This window comes from Nocardioides sp. CF8, from assembly GCF_000389985.1.
In the GTDB taxonomy this organism is placed as follows: Bacteria; Actinomycetota; Actinomycetes; order Propionibacteriales; family Nocardioidaceae; genus Nocardioides; species Nocardioides allogilvus.
Map to the genome: position 1 here is coordinate 3,720,146 of NZ_CM001852.1, position 17,830 is coordinate 3,737,975.

Here is a 17,830-nt window from a genome sequence, read left to right on the forward strand (position 1 = left end):
CCTCAGGAGACCGCATGCGCACGCGCCGCCTCGGCGTCACCACCGCCCTCTCGCTCGCCGGCGCCCTGCTCGTGGGGGTCCCCCTGGGCACCGGGCCGGCCACCGCGGCGGCCGACTGCCTCTCCGAACCGCCGACCGGGCTCCTGGGCGCGTCGTGCGACGACACGGTGCCGCCCGAGACCACGCTGACCGCCGTGTCGACCCCACCCAACGCCGGGGGCTGGGTCGCCACCGCCACGATGGGGTTCACCTTCGCCGGCTCTCACACCGACGCCGACACCGGGACGCTCGCCTTCGAGTGCCGGCTGGGCGGCCCGGTCCAGGCCCACGACTGGGTGCCGTGCACCTCCCCGCGCTCCTACACCGGGCTGGTCGACTCCGACGCGGCGCCGTACACGTTCCAGGTCCGCGCCGTCGACACCGCCGACCGCAACCACCGCGTCGGCGGCGGCTTCTCCCCGCCTGAGGTCGAGGACCTCGACGCCACGCCGGCCCAGCTCAGCTGGGGCCAGGACACCGTCGCGCCCGTCGCCTTCGTCAACCCCGACCTCTACGACGAGGAGACGCCCCAGCAGCCGGTCGTGGTCGGTCGCAGCCTCGCCGTCCGTCTCAACAGCAACGAGCCCGGTGCCACCTTCGACTGCGAGATCGACGGCGAGGCGACTCCGTGCACGCCCGGCCGGTGGACCTACACCGGCGCCACCTCGGGCCGGCACTTCCTCCGAGCGCGCAGCGTCGACAAGGCCGGCACGCCCAGCGCCTGGTCGGAGACCTCCGAGTTCTTCGTGTCCCGCGACCTGCGGGGCCGGCGCGGCTGGAAGACGGTCAAGAAGTCCGGCGCCTTCGACCGCACCCTGGCCAGGTCGAAGCGCAAGGGCGCCCGGATCGTGCTGCCCAAGCAGCGGGTCGGCGAGCTTCGCCTCTATGCGCCGACCGCCCCGTCGTACGGCAAGGTGCGGGTCAAGATCGGTGCGACCAACTGGCGCGTGGTCGACCTGTCCGCGCCGCGCTCGGCGCAGCGGGAGTTCGTCGTCATCGACCGCTACCAGGGCGCCCGCACCGGGAAGGTCGTGATCGAGGTGCTGACCCGCAACAAGCCGGTCCTCCTCGACGCGATCGTCGCGCGGACCAACGTCTTCCAGGGCTGAGCCCCCCGCCCCGCAAATGACGAACGGCCCGCCCGCTCCGAGGAGCAGACGGGCCGTGCGTGTGGAGCAGCGTCAGGCCGGAACGACGTTGAGCGAGACCTTGGCGGCCACCTCGTCGTGCAGCTTGACCGACACCTCGTGCGCGCCGAGCGACTTGATGGGCTGGGCGACCACGATGGTGCGGCGGTCGACCTTCTCACCGGAGAGCTCGGTGATGGCGTCGGCGATCTCGGCGGTGGTGACGGCGCCGAAGAGGCGACCACCCTCACCGGAACGGACCTTGACGTTCACCGGAGCCTGCTCGAGCTTGTTCTTGATCTCGACCGCGTGGCCGGCATCGCGAGCGGCACGCGAAGCGCGGGCAGCCTTGATGGACTCGATGGTCTTCTCGCCACCACGGGTCCAGCGGAGGCCGAGGCCCCGCGGGATGAGGTAGTTGCGGCCGTAGCCGTCCTTGACCTCGACCACGTCGCCGGGGGCGCCGAGGCCGTCAACTTCCTGCGTCAGGATGAGCTTCATGTCTCGTGCTCCTCTCAGCGACCGGTGGACGTGTAGGGCAGCAGAGCGACCTCGCGGGCGTTCTTGACCGCGATGGCCACGTCACGCTGGTGCTGGACGCAGTTGCCGGTCACGCGACGCGCGCGGATCTTGCCTCGGTCGGAAATGAACTTGCGGAGGAGCGTGGCGTCCTTGTAGTCGACACCGGTCGCCTTCTCCTTGCAGAACTGGCAAACCTTCTTCTTGGGCTTGCGAATCACTGCCTTGGCCATTGTGGTGCTTCCTTTCTAGAAGCCCGGCCCTGCCGAACAGACAGGGGCGGAATGGTTGAGGTGATTACGGACGGGTTGTGCTGATCAGAAGGGCGGTTCTTGCGAGCCGCCGACGCCGGGGGCACCCCACGGGTCGTTGGCGGGGGCAGGGTTGCCACCGCCGTACCCGCCCTGGTTGCCGCCCTGGGCCGGCTGGCCGCCGCCCTGCGGAGCGCCGTAACCGGCACCCTGCGAGGGAGCAGGCGTGGCCCACGGGTCGTCGGCCGGGGCGTTGCCGCCCTGTCCGCCGCCCTGGCCACCGCCACCGAAGCCGCCACCGCCACTGGAGCGGTTGGCGCGGGTGACCTTGGCCGTGGCGTACTTCAGCGAGGGACCGACTTCTTCGACCTCGATCTCGAAGACGGTGCGCTTCTCACCCTCGCGGGTCTCGTACTGGCGAGACTTGAGTCGGCCCTGCACGACGACGCGCATGCCGCGCTGCAGCGACTCGGCGACGTTTTCCGCCGCCTGGCGCCACACCGAGCAGGAGAGGAACAGCGCATCGCCGTCCTTCCACTCGTTGCTCTGCTTGTCGAACGTGCGGGGCGTCGACGCGATCCGGAAGTTCGCCACGGCCGCACCCGAGGGGGTGAAGCGCAGCTCCGGGTCGTCGACGAGGTTGCCGACGACGGTGATGATCGTCTCGCCTGCCATGTCAGGTCTCCCTAGAAGTCAACTGATCAGTGATGTTGGTGGCCACCATGACGGAGCCCACCGACAGTGGTCCAGAGGTCAGCCCGAGGGCCGGACCTCACTTGGCGTCGGGACGCAGGACCTTGGTACGCAGGATGGACTCGTTGAGCGTGAGCTGGCGGTCGAACTCCTTGACCGTGGCCGGCTCGCAGGTCAGCGAGATGACGGCGTAGATGCCCTCGGCGTTCTTCTTGACCTCGTAGGCCAGACGACGACGACCCCACACGTCGACCTTGTCGACACTGCCGCCGTCCTTGCGGATGACGTTGAGGTACTTGTCGAGGGACGGCTCGATGGTGCGCTCCTCGAGACTGGGGTCGAGGATCACCATCACTTCGTAGACACGCGACATGCGTGGCTACCTCCTTCGGACTAAAGGCGGCCACGGACGTTCCGTGGCAGGAGGATGTGCCCCCACTGGACGGGGGCGACAGGCAAGGTTAACAGCGAGCCGGGCCGGACGGGCAAATGCTGGCCTGTGGATGAGCGGACGCACGGATCTCGCTGTGCGGCTAGCGTCGTGACCATGCGTACGGCGCCGCTCCACCACACCGTCATCGCCGGCCGCTACGCCATGATCGACCAGATCGGTGCGGGCGGCATGGGTCGGTCTGGCGGGCTCGCGACGAGCGCTCCGGCGAGGTGGTCGCGGTCAAGGTGCTGGGCCAGCACAACGCCGCGCTGCTGATCCGCTTCGTCCGCGAGCAGGCCGTGCGCGTGCGCCACCCCCACGTCGTCGCGCCCATCAGCTGGGGCGCCGACGACGACCTGGTCGTGCTCGCGATGGACCTCGTCGCGGGCGGCTCGGTCCAGGACCTGCTCGACGAGCACGGCATCCTCCCGGTGGGCTATGCCGCGGTGCTGCTCGAGCAGCTCCTCCAGGCGCTCGCCGCGGTGCACGCGGCCGGACTGGTGCACCGCGACGTGAAGCCGGCCAACCTGCTGCTCGACCCCTCCGAGCCCGGCAGCGACCGGCCCCACCTGCGGCTCGGCGACTTCGGCGTCGCGGCCCCGATCGCGGACGCCCGCTACACGACGGTCCCCGGCGCGATCGGCACCCAGGGCTACATGGCGCCCGAGCAGGCCCGCGGCGCACCGCCGGACCCGGCCCAGGACCTCTATGCCGTCGGTCGCGTGGGGCTCCAGCTCGTCAGCGGCCTGCCACCGGAGCGGCAGGGAGAGATCGGGTCGGGGCCGCTGCGGCCCCTGCTCGAGCGGCTGCTCGTCGTCGACCCCGAGCAGCGGCTCGCCTCCGCGGAGGCTGCCCTGCGGCTGCTGCGCCGCCTCGACATCGCCTTCGAGGCCGGGCCCCGGGTCGTGGATCGCCTCGGCCGGCAGCCCACCGACCAGACCGACTGGACTGCCTGGGCCCTCCTCGGTGCCTGCGTCGCCGTGCTCGCCCTCTGTGTCGTGGTCATGGTCGGCACACTTCGCTGACCTCCCGGTCCACCCGAGGGCGGTCACGGCTCCAGAGGGACCGAGACGACTCCGATCGAGCGGCCGAAATCGAAGCTGACGGACCGGGGGGCGTCTCCCGAGACCACGAAGGCGGCCCTGACGACGGAGGGAGCGGCGCTGTCCAGGACGGTGCCGGGATCGTCGCCCAGCAGCATCGTGGCCTTCCCCTCGATCCGGGCGTCGACCACGAGCCAGCTGCGGGAGTCCGGCGCCCAGCCGAGCCCCGCCACGTAGGGCAGGCGGTGGATCGCCGCCACCTGGCACCCGTTGTCGAGTGTCGCCGCCACCGGGAAGTCGCGCGCGTCGCAGAGCCTGTCGACGCTCGTCGTCGCGGTGGCGAGCTCGAGCAGGCTCTCGGCAGGTCCGGCGCCCACCGCACCCGTGCCGGGATCGACCGTCTGGGTGAAGCCGTCGTAGGTCACCTCGATGCCCAGAGGGTCACTGACCCCCACGACCGTCGCGCCCGACCGGCCTGCCTGCGCGGTGATCGGCACGGGCACCTCGGCGCCGCCGTCCACGACCGTGAGCGTCGGCTGCGGGAGATCCTGTGGCTGGCGCCCGTCGAGGAGCACGCTGCGCGCGTCGCTGCTCGGATGGGCCTCGAAGGACCATTCCAGGCCCAGCAGTGTGACTCCCTCGTCGACCGGTTCCAGGCTCCCCTTCCCGCTGGGGACCGAGCCCAGGTCCTGGGCGACCTCCAGGGTCAGCACACCCGAGGGCAGGCCCACGGCGGCGGTCGCGGTGTCCTCGATCGCGGTCGCGTCGACCTGCTCGACCTGGCCGGCCTCGACCTCTACCGGTTCGTCCCCGTCATCGGACGTGCAGCCGGTCGACGACGTCACGATCACCACGAGAACCACCGCTGCTCGTCCCAGCCACGTCTGGCGCCTCATCGGTCGGTGGTTCCCCAGTTGTCGTCGTTCGCATATTGGTTGGCCGCGAGTCCGTCCGGCACCGGCCACTTCGCGTTCTCGAGGGCGCTGTCGCCGCCGGTGAGCTCGGACCAGGCCATGAATCCGGAGTTGCGTCCCTGGATGCTCACCTCGCGCATGGCCGTGACCACGGCGTTGAGGAAGTTGGCCCCGTCCACGATGATGCCTACGGGCGCTGTCACGGTCGCCGTGGGCAGCTTCGTGATCTCGATGTCTCCCAGCAGGGTGTCGACGATGTCGGCCACCAGCGCCACCAGCGCCTGGATGACGTCCGACCAGCACTTCTGGATCATCTCCGCCGCGTCGGCCATCAGGTGACTGGCCGAGCCCATCTTGGCGGCCATCACCGTCATGGCGCCCTTCTGCTGGCCCGCAGCGCCGGAGTAGGCCTCGAAGCCGCGCCCGTCCCAGAAGATCTTGACCGTGTCGGTCGACTTACCCACCGCAAAGGCGGCGTCACCCAGGGAGGACTGGGCGGTCTGGTAGCCGGCGCCGAGGCCGTTGAGCTTCTCGGGGTTTCCGAAGATGCCGTCGATGCAGGCCTGCATGGCGTCCACGGCCTTCTTGTGCGCGTCCCACAGGTCAGACAGGAGGTCGCCCAGCTTGCCGTTGAGCCAGTCCTTGACCTCGCCGATCAGGACGGCTCCGGAGATCGCACCCACCAGCGAGCCCAGCGGACCCCCGACGATGCCGATCGCACCACCGATGATGGCCGCATCGACCTCGCTGAGGCCGTTGATCTTGTGCTGGATCTTCTCCCCCCACTTCTCGATCTCCTCGACCAGCTCGTCGTTGAGCTCGATGATGCGGTTGAACCACATGTCGGGGGTGCCGAACAGGATCAGGTCGGTGAGCTGCCCCTGGAGGGGAGGAGCGTCGTAGTCCGGCAACCCGGGAAGTCGATCGCCCATCAGAGACCCGCCTCCTGCTTGGTCATCAGCGTCGAGATGTTGGCGTCGGTCGCTTCGTAGTCCTTGGCGACCTGCTCGAGGGCGTCGCCCATGTCGGTCGACGTCTCACTGCCCGTCCCGAGGACTCCGGCGGCTGCCGTCGCGAAGTCGTCGTGCGGCTGCTGCAGGGAGGCCAGCAGGACGCCGAACAGATAGCCCTGTCCCTCACCGTTCGTTGCCTTGGTCTTTGCCGTGGCCAGCTTGGGACTCGCCTCGCTGCGCCACGTGAAGGCGCAGTTGTAGAGCGCCTGGGTCTCGACGTAGATCGACTGAGTTGGTTTGGTCATTGCTCCACCGCTTCCTTGAGTGCGTTGTTGAGGCGCTCCAGGCTGGTGGCCCACAGCCACTCCTGGTCGACGTCGACTGCCGTCAGCTGACCCCGATCGTTGCGGGCCAGCGAGACATATCCGTTGAGCGATGTCGTCCGCCGCATCCCCGGCGCCTGGATCGGTTCGAGGCCGCCGCCGTTGATGTAGCGCGCCAGGTGGTTCATCTGCTCCTCGTGCGTCCGCACGACCAGCCGGGGGGCGGTGGGACCCGGGAGGGGGGCCAACGGCCGGTCGGGGTCGGAGGGACGGTCGGGATCGAACGCCCCCAGGAGGGCGAGCTCGTTCAGCACCCGTGCCGCCTCCGCGCGGTTGGCCGCCTCGAGGACGGCGTCGCGCAACCCCGTGTCGGACGTGGTGACCGATGTGAGCTCGAGGACCTGGACGGCCATGACCTCCCCCTGGCAATCGAGGGAGACCTTCACCAGCCGGGCCGGATCGGTCGCGTCGGCCTCGATGGTGCCGACGTAGTCGGGGCTGAGCACCCGACGTACTGCTTCCTGGTTCGACATGCCCAGCATCTACCCGCCGCCCCGACGAGCAAACACTCGAACTGACGTCGGATCCCGGCGACGAGGTTTCCGCGTCGGTGCCAGCGCATAGCCTTGCCGTCATGGACATCAAGATCGGCGCGCACGTGGACCAGACCGACCCCATCGCGCAGGCACAGGCGCGGGAGATGCCGCTCGTGCAGTTCTTCCTCGGCGACCCGCAGGGCTACAAGGGTCCCGAGGTGCAGTACGCCGACGGCGCAGCCGCGCTGAAGGCCGCGGCCGAGGCCGCCGGCGTCGACCTCTACGTCCACGCGCCCTACATCGTCAACGTCGCGACGACGAACAACCGGATCCGGATCCCCAGCCGCAAGCTGCTGCAGCAGCACGTCGACGCGGCCGCCGAGATCGGTGCCAAGGGCCTGATCGTGCACGGCGGCCACGTCAACAAGGACGACGACCCCGGTGTCGGTTTCGACAACTGGCGCAAGGCGATCGATGCGACCGACCTGAAGATCCCGCTGCTGATCGAGAACACCGCCGGCGGTGGCAACGCGATGACGCGCTACCTCGACCGGATCGCGGGTGTCTGGGACGCGATCAGCGGCTGCGAGCAGGCCGACATGGTGGGCTTCTGCCTCGACACCTGCCACGCGCACGCCGGCGGCAACCCACTCGAGACCGTGGTCGCCGACGTGCGGGCGATCACCGGGCGCATCGACCTGGTCCACTGCAACGACAGCCGCGACGAGTTCGACTCCGGCGCCGACCGGCACGCCAATCTCGGCGCCGGCAAGATCGACGCCGACCTCCTGGCCTCCGTCATCCGCGACGCCGGCGCCCCGGTCATGCTCGAGACTCCCGGCGCGGCCGCCCAGCACATCGAGGACGCGGCCTGGCTGCGCGAGCGCCTCTGAGCCTCCCCGAGCGGTCGAGAACGGCTCCGGGCCGGTCGGCCTGTCTGCGCGCAGAAAATTGTTTGCCTTCTGCATGCAACCAGATGGGGCAGTACTGCGTCTGGGTATGTAGAGAGCTGGCTGGACACGCACGGGGGTCGTGTCCGGCCGTCTTTCATTTTGTGACCGGCTTCGGGCCTGTGTGGGTCTGGCCGCCCAGCCGATACCGTGGCCCGGTGACTCCTCCGACCACGATGCCGCTCTCCGTCCGGACCATCACGACGGCCGAGCACGCGGCGTTCATCGCCGCCCGCCCCAGCGCGAGCTTCCTGCAGACCCCCGGCTGGGCCAAGGTCAAGCCCGAGTGGCGCGCCGAGAGCATCGGCTGGTTCCGCGACGGCACGCTCGTCGGCACCGCGCTGGTCCTCTACCGCCAGCTCCCCAAGCTGAAGCGGTTCCTCGCCTACCTGCCCGAGGGTCCGGTCATCGACTGGCTCGACGACGACCTCTCGGCCTGGCTCGACCCGATGGCCGCGCACGCGAAGAAGCAGGGTGCCTTCGGCGTACGCATGGGGCCGCCCGTCATCACCCGCCGCTGGAGCGCCGCGCAGATCAAGGACGGCATCGCCGACGAGACCGTACGGCGCCTGACCGACGTCGCCCCGCTCGAGCGCTCCCGCGAGGGCGCGGCCGTGGTCTCCCAGCTCCACGAGGGCGGTTGGCGACCGCAGGCCGTCGAGGGCGGGTTCGCCGCCGGGCAGCCGCAGTTCAACTTCGTCATCCCGCTCGCCGGTCGCACCGAGGAGGACGTGCTCAAGGGCATGAACCAGCTCTGGCGCCGCAACATCAAGAAGGCCGCCAAGGAGGGCGTCGTCGTCGAGCAGGGCTCGCGCGCCGACCTCAAGGCCTTCCACGACCTCTACGTCCACACCGCCGAGCGCGACCACTTCACGCCACGCGGCCTGGCCTACTTCGAGACGATGTTCGACGCGCTGTCGGCCGAGGCACCGGGCCGGATCACGCTGTGGCTGGCGCGCCACGACGGCGACCTCGTCGCCAGCACGATCGCGATCCGCGTCGGCACCCACGCCTGGTACTCCTACGGCGCCAGCTCGACCGAGAAGCGCGACGTCCGCGGTTCCAACGCCGTGCAGTGGGAGATGATCCGCGACGCGCTGGCCAACGGCGCCGAGGTCTACGACCTGCGCGGCATCACCGACACCCTCGACTCCTCCGACTCCCACGTCGGCCTGATCCAGTTCAAGGTCGGCACCGGCGGCGAGGCCGTCGAGTACGTCGGCGAGTGGGACCTGCCGCTGAACAAGCCGCTCTACAAGGCCTTCGACCTCTACATGAAGCGACGTTCGTCGTGATCCGGGGCAGCTTGTCGCGTCAGGTGGACGGTTACCGACCCGAATGCCGTTGCCTGAGCGGCCATACGGACGCTCAAGCAGGGGAACAGTCGCCATGAGCCTCGTCCTCTGCGTCGACGGCGAGCGCTGGCGCCAACACCTCCTGGAGACGGTCACGGCGCTGCCGGGTGTCGTGCCGGTGGCCAAGGGCAACGGCTACGGCTTCGGCATCGGCCGGCTCGCCCGCCGCTGCGGCTGGCTCGACGAGCAGGCGTCCGTCACGGGCAGCCGCATCGACATGATGGCGGTGGGCACCTACCTCGAGCTGCACGAGGCAGCCCCGCGCTTCGACGGCGACCTGCTGGTCCTCACGCCGTGGCGACCCCTGGGAGCTGCCCTCGACGTCCCCGAGACCCTCAACCCGCGCGTCATCCACACCGTCAGCCGGCTCGCCGACGTGGGCGACCTGCTCGGGCGGGCTCCGGACGCTCGCTTCGTGCTCGAGCAGCTCACCTCGATGCGCCGCCACGGGATGACACGGCGCGAGCTGCTCGCGGCCGCCGAGGTGCTCGCCGAGAGCGGGCTCTCCGGCCTCGCGGGGGTGGCGATGCACCTGCCCCTCAACACCGCGAGCCACCTCGGTGAGGTCACCCGGCTGATCAACGACGTGGTCGCGACCGGCCTGCCGACGCGCACGATCTTCGTCAGCCACCTGACTCCCGTGGAGCTGGCCGGGCTGCGCACCGCCTACCCCGACTTCACCATCCGCCCCCGCATCGGCACCGACCTGTGGCTGGGCCAGCGCGCGGCGCTCAAGGTCACCGCGACGGTGCTCGACGTGCACGCCATCGAGCGCGGCGAGACCTTCGGCTACCGCGGCCGATCGATGCCGAAGGGCGGCCACATCCTGGTCGTCAGCGGCGGTACGGCGCACGGCATCGGCCTCGAGGCGCCGACCGGCGACCAGTCGCTGCGCAGCCGGGCCGCCACGATCGCGCGCAGCGGCATGGACGTAGCCGGCTTCGTGCGCTCGCCGTTCTCGATCGACGGCAAGCAGCGGCTGTTCGCCGAGCCCCCGCACATGCAGGCCTCGATGCTGTTCGTGCCGTCAGGTGCGCGGGTGCCCGACGTCGGTGAGGACATCGAGGTCCGGGTCCGCTTCACGGCCACGACCTTCGACCGCGTCGACATCCGCTGAGCCCGGGCCCTCCGGCTCGCGCTCGGCGGCGGCCATCGCCGTGACCCCGATCAGCCAGACCAGGCCGGCGAGGCGCAGCACCACGCCCAGCCAGTAGGCGCGTGCGTCACCGCCCCCGGACGGCGCAAGGATCCCGCCGAGGTAGAACCCGAGCATCGCCCAGTGCCCGATCTCGCAGGCCTGCCAGACCAGCAGGTGGCTCCACTGCCGCACGGCCACGACGGCGAGCGGCAGCAGCACCAGCGCGAACGACGGGGCCGCCGCAGGACTCACGATCAACGCCTCGGCCACCAGCAGCGTGCCCAGGCTGGCGAACGACCACTGCGTGCGCCAGGCCAGCACGACCACGACGACGCAGACGACGAGCAGCAGGACCGCGGTGCCACCGAGGATCATCCGCAGGGACGGGTCCAGGCCGGTCACCTGCGAGGCGAGCAACCAGGCCGAGCCGATGTCGGCGCCGTGGAAGTAGGCCTTCCACGAGGTCAGCCACGCGCTGGGCGAGCTCGCCACGGCCGGCAGCATCAGCGCCGTCCACGCCGCCACCGCTCCGGCGCCGAGGATCCCCGCCTCGGGCCACCGGCGATCGCGTGCCAGCAGGGCGATCCCGGGCACGAGCAGCAGCGCGGCGAAGGGCGACGCAGCAGCGGCCACACCGATCGCCACCCCCGTCACGCCGAGGCGCCGGCGCGACCAGCCCCACAGTGCGGCGGTGACGCCGGCAGCGGCCAGCAGGTCCCAGCCGATCGGGAAGAACAGCACGAGCACGGGAGCCAGCGCGAACGCAGCGGCGTCCCAGGGTCGGTGCCGCCGGACGCCCGTCAGCAGCCCGGCAGCGAGCAGCCCGACGCCTGCCAGCAGGACGATGTTGACGAGGGTGAAGATGCGCGCCTCGCGCAGCACCCCGGGCTGCTCGGCCACCTCGGGGACCGGCACCAGGGCGCGGGCCTCGAGGTCCGGCGAGCCGCTGAGCAGCGCGGTCACCCGCTGGCTGGCGAAGGCGACATAGGCGGGCAGCGGCGGCTGCCAGGCCGGTGCATATCGGGCCCGCGCCTGCGCGTCGTCGGTGAAGGGCCAGGTGCCCTCGGCGAGGCCGTTGGCGACGTACGCCGTCGAGATGTCCGACCAGCACAGGTTGGTGTAGCGGCCGGTGTTGCCGGCCTCGCCCGCGATGTCCAGGCAGGGCGCCTTCGCGACGATGCCGAGCGACAGGGCGACGGCCGCGAGCAGGAGCACGACGCGCAGCGGCGTCCACCACGGGTGCTGGCCCGCGTGGTCGCCAAGCGGCCCACCCACCGCCTCGCTGACCGAGCGGACGAGCGCGTCCTCCCGGCTCGGCGAGACCCGGTCGCGAGCCGGATCGCTCACCGGACTGCGGTGCGGCTCGGTGTTGCGCTCGGCGACGTCGTCTCCGACGGCGGCGGCAGCGGCAGCGGCGACGTCGGGCTCGGCGTCGGGGTCGGGGTGGGCGTCGGGGTGGGCGTCGGCGTCGGCGTGGGCGTCGGGGTGGGGGTCTCCGTCGGCTTGGGCTTCTGGGTCTTGATGGTCGCCGACTTGGTGGGCTTGCGCGTGGGCTTGGGCTGCGGCGGCTGCGTGGTGGTGGTCGGCGGCGGGACGTAGGGCTCGTGGCCCTCGTCGGGCGCGTCGCCGTCGACGTAGGCCGGCTCCGGGAAGTACTCGACCTCGAGACCCTCCATCACGCGCTGCATGATCGCGGTCCAGGTGTCGGCCGGATAGCCACCACCGAAGTAGGACGGCAACCAGCCCTCGAGCTGTTCGTTGCCCTTGCCACGGACGTACATCACGGCTGTGGCCATCTGCGGCGTGTAGCCGGCGAACCACGCCGAGGACACCTCGCCGTCACCGTTGGTGGCGGTGCCCGTCTTGCCGGCGGCGGGCCTGCCGAGGTTGAGCGCCGAGGTGCCGGAGCCCGACTGCACGACCTGCTCCAGCGCGTAGGAGACGTCGGCCGCAATGTCCTCGTCGATGGTGCGCGTGGCGTCGTTCTTCCAGGTGTAGCGCTCCTCGCCGGAGGCGTCGACGACCTTCTCGATGACGTGCACGCCGGCGCGCTCACCGCCGCCCGCGATGGTGGCGTAGGCGTTGGCCATGTTGATCGGGCTGACCGTCGCGTTGCCCAGCGCGACCCCGGTGATGGGCTCCAGGCCCGGCGAGGAGTTGGGGATGCCCTTGGTCTTGCGGGTGCCCTTGCCCGGCGGGATGCCGAGATCCCCGGCGGCCTCGATGATCTTCTCCGGGCCGTCGTCCATCCCGAGGGTCATGTCGATGAAGGCGGTGTTGACGGAGTTCTCGGTCGCGGTGAGCATCGAGATGGCCGAGCCGAAGTCCTCGTCGCCCTGGTTCTCGACATCCGTGCCGTCGGGCAGGAGGTAGGGCGAGTTGCCGTCGAAGCTGTCGGTGAGCTCGTAGCCGTCCTTGATCGCCGCGACGAGCGCCGCGACCTTCATCGTGGACCCGCCCTGGCCACCGGCCGACGCCCAGTTGATCTGGGAGTCGAGGTAGTCCTGGCCGCCGAAGAAGCCGCGGAGCGCACCGGTGCCGACCTCGACCGTGGCTGCTCCGATGTGCAGCTCCTTGTCGCCGAAGCCCTCGGGCTTCTGCTCGAGCACACCCTCCTCCACGGCCGCCATCGCCTCGGGCGTGAAGGTCGTGGTGACGCGCAGGCCACCGCCGTCGATCTCCTGCTCGTCGAAGCCGAGGCGCAGCAGCTCCTTCTTCACCAGCGTCAGCATGTGTCCGCGCTGACCGCCGAACTGGCTCTGGCTGGCGATCTCGGGGAACTTCGGCAGCCGCTTGGCTGCCTTCTCCGCCTGGCCGGCCGAGATGGTGCCCATGTCGGCCATCGAGGACAAGACGTAGCCGTAGCGCTCCTTGAGCGCGCGCCTGGACTCGCGACCGTTGTCGGGGTCGTAGCGCGAGGGGTTGTTCAGCGTGGTGGCGAGGACCGCGCTCTCGCGGAGGCTGAGGTCCTTGGCCTCCTTGTCGAAGAAGGCGCCTGCGGCGGCCTGGATCCCGTACGCGCCGCGGCCGAAGTAGATCGTGTTGAGGTAGCCCTCGAGGATCTCCTCCTTGCTCAGCTGGTTCTGGATCTTGAGCGAGACGATCGCTTCCTTGATCTTGCGCTGATAGCTGCGCTCGCTCGTGAGGTAGAGGATCTTGACGTACTGCTGGGTGATCGTGGACGCACCCTGCTGGGCGTTGCCCTGGGCGTTGGAGAACGCCGCGCGCAGGATGCCCTTGGGGTCGAGGCCCTTGTCGGTCCAGAACGTGCGGTTCTCCGCGGCCACGACCGCGTTCTGCATCGTCTGCGGCATCTCCGAGAGCGGGATCGACTGCCGGTTCTGGTCGTCGTAGTAGGTCCCGAGCTCGGTCTTGCCCCCGCTGTAGTAGACGAAGGTCGTCTGCGCCTTGAACGCCTCGTTGGGCTCTGGGATGGCGATCGCCTTGTAGAGGACGAAGAACAGTCCCACCGCGATCAACAGGCCGACCAGCCCGAAGACGGTCAGCGTCTTGAGCAGGCCACGAACGCGGTCGCCAGCCGACTTCTTGGGCTTGATGGGACGTCGGGTCATGGGGGGACCGTCAACTCTGCGCTTGCTCACGCGCAAAGGGTACGTGGCAGGGCTGGTCGACTTCGATTAGCGGCGCGTGGATATATCGCTACGATAGGTCGCATGGCACGTCGCGCAGAGACCATCGAGCTGGCAGTCCTCGGACTGCTGCACGAGGGACCCATGCACGGCTACGAGCTGCGCAAGCGGCTCAACCTGATGCTCGGCTGGGGTCGGGTGCTGTCCTACGGCTCCCTCTACCCCGCGCTGAAGAAGATGCTCCGGGCCAACCTCATCGAGGAGGCGACGGCCACCACCCCGGTGTCGCGCCGCCCCCGGATCGTCTACGAGGTCACCGAGGCCGGGCACGCCGAGTTCGAGCGCCTGATGTCGGAGGTCGGTCCCACGGCGTGGGAGGACGACAACTTCGACATCCGGTTCGCGTTCTTCGGACGAACCGACATGGAGATCCGGTTGCGGGTGCTCGAAGGGCGCCGTACCCGACTCCAGGAACGACTGGCCAAGGTCCAGTCGGATCTCGAGCGCACCCAGGCCGAGGTCAACAGGTATGCCGCAGAGCTGCAGCGGCACGGGGTCGAGTCGGTCGAGCGCGAAGTGCGCTGGCTCTCCGACCTCATCTCCGCCGAGCGGGGCGAACCCCTCTCACCGCACGGGGCGCGGACGGTCCACACCCCGAGCACCGACCACTGACCATGCACGCCACCAAGAAGTCCCACGACACAAGGAGAGTCCCCATGGGGTCCGTACGAGTAGCAATCGTGGGGGTCGGCAACTGCGCCACCTCCCTCATCCAGGGCGTCGAGTACTACAAGGACGCCGACCCGACCGCAGTCGTTCCGGGCCTCATGCACGTGAAGTTCGGCGACTACCACGTCTCTGACGTGAAGTTCGTCGCCGCTTTCGACGTCGACGACAAGAAGGTCGGCAAGGACCTCTCGGAGGCGATCAACGCCTCGGAGAACAACACGATCAAGATCTGCGACGTCCCCACCATCGGTGTGGAGGTGCTGCGCGGCCCGACCCTGGACGGCCTCGGCAAGTACTACCGCATGACGATCGACGAGTCGCCCGCCGAGGCGGTCGACGTCGTGGCCGCCCTCAAGGCCGCCCAGGTCGACGTCGTCGTGTCCTACCTCCCGGTCGGTTCCGAGGAGGCGGACAAGTTCTACGCCCAGTGCGCCATCGACGCCGGCTGCGGCTTCGTCAACGCGCTGCCCGTCTTCATCGCCTCCGACCCCGAGTGGGCCAAGAAGTTCGAGGACGCCGGTGTCCCGATCGTCGGTGACGACATCAAGTCGCAGGTCGGCGCGACCATCACGCACCGCGTGATGGCCAAGCTGTTCGAGGACCGCGGTGTCGCGCTGGATCGCACCTACCAGCTCAACGTCGGCGGCAACATGGACTTCAAGAACATGCTCGAGCGGGAGCGCCTGGAGTCCAAGAAGGTCTCCAAGACCCAGGCCGTGACGTCCAACCTGACCGGCTCGCTGGCCGGCCTCACGGACAGCAAGAACGTCCACATCGGCCCGTCCGACTACGTCGCCTGGCTCGATGACCGCAAGTGGGCCTACGTCCGCCTCGAGGGTCGCGCCTTCGGTGACGTCCCGCTCAACCTGGAGTACAAGCTCGAGGTCTGGGACTCGCCCAACTCGGCCGGCATCATCATCGACGCCGTGCGCGCCGCGAAGATCGCCCTCGACCGCGGCGTCGGCGGCCCGATCATCGCCGCCTCGACCTACCTCATGAAGAGCCCGCCGGTGCAGATGCCCGACGACCTCGGTCGCGAGGAGCTCGAGAAGTTCATCAAGGGCGAGTGATCTCACCGCTGGTGAGCTGAAGCGCCGAAACCCCCGAGAGGCAACCTCTCGGGGGTTTCGTCACGTTCTGGGGTGTTGCAACACCCCGGAACCCTCGATTCCCCCGCCTATGCGGGTTTTCGTGGGGCGCCAGGGGTTGGTGCCACACCAGCACCACGCCGTACGGCGAAGCGTCAGCGCTCCGCGGCGACCTTGATCTTCGCCAGGGTCTCGCGCATGCCCTCGCCGAGCTCGACCTGGAAGTCGGCGACGCCGCCGAGCACCCGCTCGGTCAGGGCGCGGGAGATGTTCGAGATGCCGTCGGGCGCCTCGCGGCGCTGGGTCAGGCGCGTGCCGCCGGCACCGTCGGCCTCGAGGGTGAACGACCAGATCGTGAAGTTGTCCTTGACCCGGAACGCGACCTCGCGCTGCGGCTCGAACCGGACGACCTTGGACTGGGTGGGCCACACGAGCAGGCCACGCCGGTTGATGTTGATCATCTTGGTGCCGAGCTGGATCGGGCGGCCGCGCACGATCGTCTTGACGACCTGTGGGCTCCACTCGGACATCCGGCCGAGGTCGGAGACAAGGGTCCACACCTTCTCGGGCGCGGCATCGATGGTGGTGGACTCTTCGAGCAGGGGTGCGACGAGATCGGTCATGGGCGGTTACGTTACCCAGCCTCAGTCGACCGGGTTGGCCTCGGCCCACGCCAGCAGGGCGGCGCGCGCGTCGTCCTCGCTCATCGGCCCGTTGTCCATCCGCAGCTCGAGCAGGTGCTTGTAGGCGTCACCGACGCGGCGCCCCGGCTCGATGCCGAGGATCTCCATGATCTGCGCGCCGTCGAGGTCGGGCCGGATGGAGGCGAGCTCCTCCTGCTCGGCGAGCCGGTCGATCCGCTCCTCGAGCGAGTCGTAGGTCCGGCGCAAGCGGTCGGCCTTGCGCTGGTTGCGGGTCGTGCAGTCGGCGCGGGTGAGGATGTGCAGCCGCTCGAGCTGGTCGCCGGCGTCGCGGACGTAGCGGCGCACGGCCGCGTCGGTCCACTCACCGGAGCCGTAGCCGTGGAAGCGCAGGTGCAGCTCCACCAGCTTGGACACGGCGTCGATCTCGGCGTTGGAGAAGCGCAGCGCCTGCATCCGCTTGCGGGTGATCTTGGCGCCCACGACGTCGTGGTGGTGGAAGGTGACGAGGCCGCCGGACTCGAAGCGGCGCGTCCGCGGCTTGCCGACGTCGTGCATCAGCGCAGCGAAGCGGGAGACGAAGTCAGGACCGCCCCCCAGGCGCGCCTCGAGGTCGATCGACTGCTCCAGCACTGTCAGCGTGTGCTCGTAGACGTCCTTGTGGCGGTGGTGCTCGTCGCGCTCGAGGGCCAGCGCCGGCAGCTCGGGCAGGACGTACGCCGCCAGGCCGGTGTCCACCAGCAGGGTGAGCCCGAGCCGGGGGAACGGCGCGCACACGAGCTTGACCAGCTCGTCGCGGACCCGCTCGGCGGAGATGATCTCGATCCGCCCGGCCATCTCGGTCATGGCCGCGACCACCTCGGGCGCGACGGCGAAGCCGAGCTGCGCGGCGAAGCGGGCGGCGCGCATCATCCGCAGCGGGTCGTCGGAGAAGGAGTCCTCGGGACGGCCGGGGGTGCGCAGGGTCCGGTTGGCGAGGTCGACGAGTCCGCCGTACGGGTCCTCGAACTCGCGACCGGGGACGCTGACCGCCATCGCGTTGACCGTGAAGTCGCGCCGCCCGAGGTCGCCGGCCAGGTTGTCGCCGTACGCCACGTCGGGCTTGCGTGAGAGCGGGTCGTAGGTCTCGGAGCGGTAGGTCGTGATCTCCACCTGCCACTCGCCGATGCGTGCGCCGATGGTGCCGAAGGCGCGGCCCATGTCCCAGATCGCGTCGACCCAGCCGGCGAGCAGCTTCTCGGTCTTCTCGGGCCGGGCGGAGGTGGTGAAGTCGAGGTCGTTCTGCAGGCGCCCGAGCATCGCGTCGCGCACCGGGCCGCCGACCAGCGCCAGCTCCTCGCCGGCCGCGGCGAAGCGCGCCCCGAGCTGGTCGATCACCGGCCCGATCCGGGTCAGCTCCGCGCTGACGCGGCGCTCGACCTCGACGATGGTCAATGGAGGCAGGGCGGCGTCGGACACGAGGGTCAACTCTAGGGGATCGGAGAGGGATCGCCGTGGTCGCGAGCGTC

18 protein-coding genes and 1 pseudogene are annotated in these 17,830 nt (G+C 69.9%); 7 read left to right on the plus strand and 12 right to left on the minus strand.

Going from position 1 to position 17,830, the window contains the following annotated elements:
* Nucleotides 1–14 precede the first annotated feature (14 nt).
* A complete protein-coding gene (locus CF8_RS22660; protein WP_010834555.1) occupies nt 15–1,148 on the plus strand; it encodes a hypothetical protein in 1,134 nt (377 codons plus the stop codon).
* A gap of 72 nt (nt 1,149–1,220) precedes the next feature.
* Here the strand turns inward: CF8_RS22660 and rplI are convergent, their stop codons facing one another.
* From rplI to rpsF, 4 genes are all read right to left on the minus strand, one after another.
* Nucleotides 1,221–1,667, minus strand: a complete 447-nt coding sequence (gene rplI, locus CF8_RS18125; RefSeq protein ID WP_010834556.1) for a 50S ribosomal protein L9 — start codon at nt 1,665–1,667, stop codon at nt 1,221–1,223.
* Between the two features lie 14 nt (nt 1,668–1,681).
* Entirely contained in the window at nt 1,682–1,918 is a 237-nt protein-coding gene (rpsR, locus tag CF8_RS18130) for a 30S ribosomal protein S18 (RefSeq protein WP_008355445.1), read from the minus strand.
* Nucleotides 1,919–2,002: 84 nt separating this feature from the next.
* The gene (locus CF8_RS18135; protein WP_010834557.1) at nt 2,003–2,611 is read right to left on the minus strand and encodes a single-stranded DNA-binding protein; all 609 of its coding nucleotides are present in this window, start codon (nt 2,609–2,611) and stop codon (nt 2,003–2,005) included.
* Between the two features lie 97 nt (nt 2,612–2,708).
* Nucleotides 2,709–3,002 carry a 30S ribosomal protein S6 gene (gene rpsF / locus CF8_RS18140; protein WP_010834558.1) on the minus strand — a complete coding sequence of 98 codons (294 nt, stop codon included), beginning with the start codon at nt 3,000–3,002 and terminating at the stop codon, nt 2,709–2,711.
* A gap of 254 nt (nt 3,003–3,256) precedes the next feature.
* On the opposite strand from rpsF, the pseudogene CF8_RS18145 reads away from it, so the two are divergent.
* Nucleotides 3,257–4,087: pseudogene (locus CF8_RS18145) on the plus strand (serine/threonine-protein kinase); the annotation flags it as partial.
* A gap of 23 nt (nt 4,088–4,110) precedes the next feature.
* Here the strand turns inward: CF8_RS18145 and CF8_RS18150 are convergent.
* The 4 genes from CF8_RS18150 to CF8_RS18165 are packed head-to-tail and all read right to left on the minus strand — an operon-like array spanning nt 4,111 to nt 6,828.
* Entirely contained in the window at nt 4,111–5,001 is an 891-nt protein-coding gene (locus CF8_RS18150; RefSeq protein ID WP_156887266.1) for a hypothetical protein, read from the minus strand.
* Nucleotides 4,998–5,951 carry a hypothetical protein gene (locus tag CF8_RS18155; RefSeq protein ID WP_010834561.1) on the minus strand — a complete coding sequence of 318 codons (954 nt, stop codon included), beginning with the start codon at nt 5,949–5,951 and terminating at the stop codon, nt 4,998–5,000. The genes CF8_RS18150 and CF8_RS18155 overlap by 4 nt, the downstream gene beginning before the upstream one ends.
* Complete coding sequence (locus CF8_RS18160) at nt 5,951–6,277, minus strand: hypothetical protein (protein WP_010834562.1); 327 nt, start codon at nt 6,275–6,277, stop codon at nt 5,951–5,953. The genes CF8_RS18155 and CF8_RS18160 overlap by 1 nt, the downstream gene beginning before the upstream one ends.
* On the minus strand, nt 6,274–6,828 hold the full coding sequence (locus tag CF8_RS18165) for a hypothetical protein (protein ID WP_156887267.1): 555 nt from the start codon (nt 6,826–6,828) through the stop codon (nt 6,274–6,276). The genes CF8_RS18160 and CF8_RS18165 overlap by 4 nt, the downstream gene beginning before the upstream one ends.
* Before the next feature lie 101 nt (nt 6,829–6,929).
* Between CF8_RS18165 and CF8_RS18170 the strand changes: the two genes are divergently transcribed.
* The 3 genes from CF8_RS18170 (at nt 6,930) to CF8_RS18180 (ending at nt 10,253) form a co-directional block, all read left to right on the plus strand.
* Nucleotides 6,930–7,724, plus strand: a complete 795-nt coding sequence (locus tag CF8_RS18170) for a deoxyribonuclease IV (protein WP_010834564.1) — start codon at nt 6,930–6,932, stop codon at nt 7,722–7,724.
* A 233-nt stretch (nt 7,725–7,957) separates the two neighbouring features.
* Entirely contained in the window at nt 7,958–9,076 is a 1,119-nt protein-coding gene (locus CF8_RS18175; protein WP_036491404.1) for a lipid II:glycine glycyltransferase FemX, read from the plus strand.
* Nucleotides 9,077–9,170: 94 nt separating this feature from the next.
* Nucleotides 9,171–10,253, plus strand: a complete 1,083-nt coding sequence (locus tag CF8_RS18180) for an alanine racemase (RefSeq protein ID WP_036491406.1) — start codon at nt 9,171–9,173, stop codon at nt 10,251–10,253.
* On the opposite strand, the gene CF8_RS18185 is transcribed toward CF8_RS18180, so the two are convergent.
* Nucleotides 10,164–11,621, minus strand: coding sequence for a glycosyltransferase 87 family protein (locus CF8_RS18185; protein ID WP_010834566.1), 1,458 nt, complete (start codon nt 11,619–11,621; stop codon nt 10,164–10,166). The two genes, CF8_RS18180 and CF8_RS18185, sit on opposite strands and share 90 nt — an antisense overlap.
* A complete protein-coding gene (locus CF8_RS18190) occupies nt 11,618–13,846 on the minus strand; it encodes a transglycosylase domain-containing protein (protein WP_010834567.1) in 2,229 nt (742 codons plus the stop codon). The genes CF8_RS18185 and CF8_RS18190 overlap by 4 nt, the downstream gene beginning before the upstream one ends.
* 102 nt (nt 13,847–13,948) lie before the next feature.
* Here CF8_RS18190 and CF8_RS18195 point away from each other — a divergent pair, with 102 nt between their 5' ends.
* Both CF8_RS18195 and CF8_RS18200 read left to right on the plus strand, forming a co-directional pair.
* Nucleotides 13,949–14,536: a PadR family transcriptional regulator gene (locus CF8_RS18195; RefSeq protein ID WP_010834568.1), complete on the plus strand. Its 588-nt coding sequence runs from the start codon at nt 13,949–13,951 to the stop codon at nt 14,534–14,536.
* A gap of 44 nt (nt 14,537–14,580) precedes the next feature.
* On the plus strand, nt 14,581–15,663 hold the full coding sequence (locus CF8_RS18200; RefSeq protein WP_036491410.1) for an inositol-3-phosphate synthase: 1,083 nt from the start codon (nt 14,581–14,583) through the stop codon (nt 15,661–15,663).
* Nucleotides 15,664–15,836: 173 nt separating this feature from the next.
* Here CF8_RS18200 and CF8_RS18205 read toward each other — a convergent pair whose 3' ends face one another.
* Nucleotides 15,837–16,304 carry an SRPBCC family protein gene (locus tag CF8_RS18205; RefSeq protein WP_010834570.1) on the minus strand — a complete coding sequence of 156 codons (468 nt, stop codon included), beginning with the start codon at nt 16,302–16,304 and terminating at the stop codon, nt 15,837–15,839.
* A 21-nt stretch (nt 16,305–16,325) separates the two neighbouring features.
* On the minus strand, nt 16,326–17,780 hold the full coding sequence (locus CF8_RS18210) for a CCA tRNA nucleotidyltransferase (RefSeq protein ID WP_051204264.1): 1,455 nt from the start codon (nt 17,778–17,780) through the stop codon (nt 16,326–16,328).
* Between the last annotated feature and the right edge of the window lie 50 nt (nt 17,781–17,830).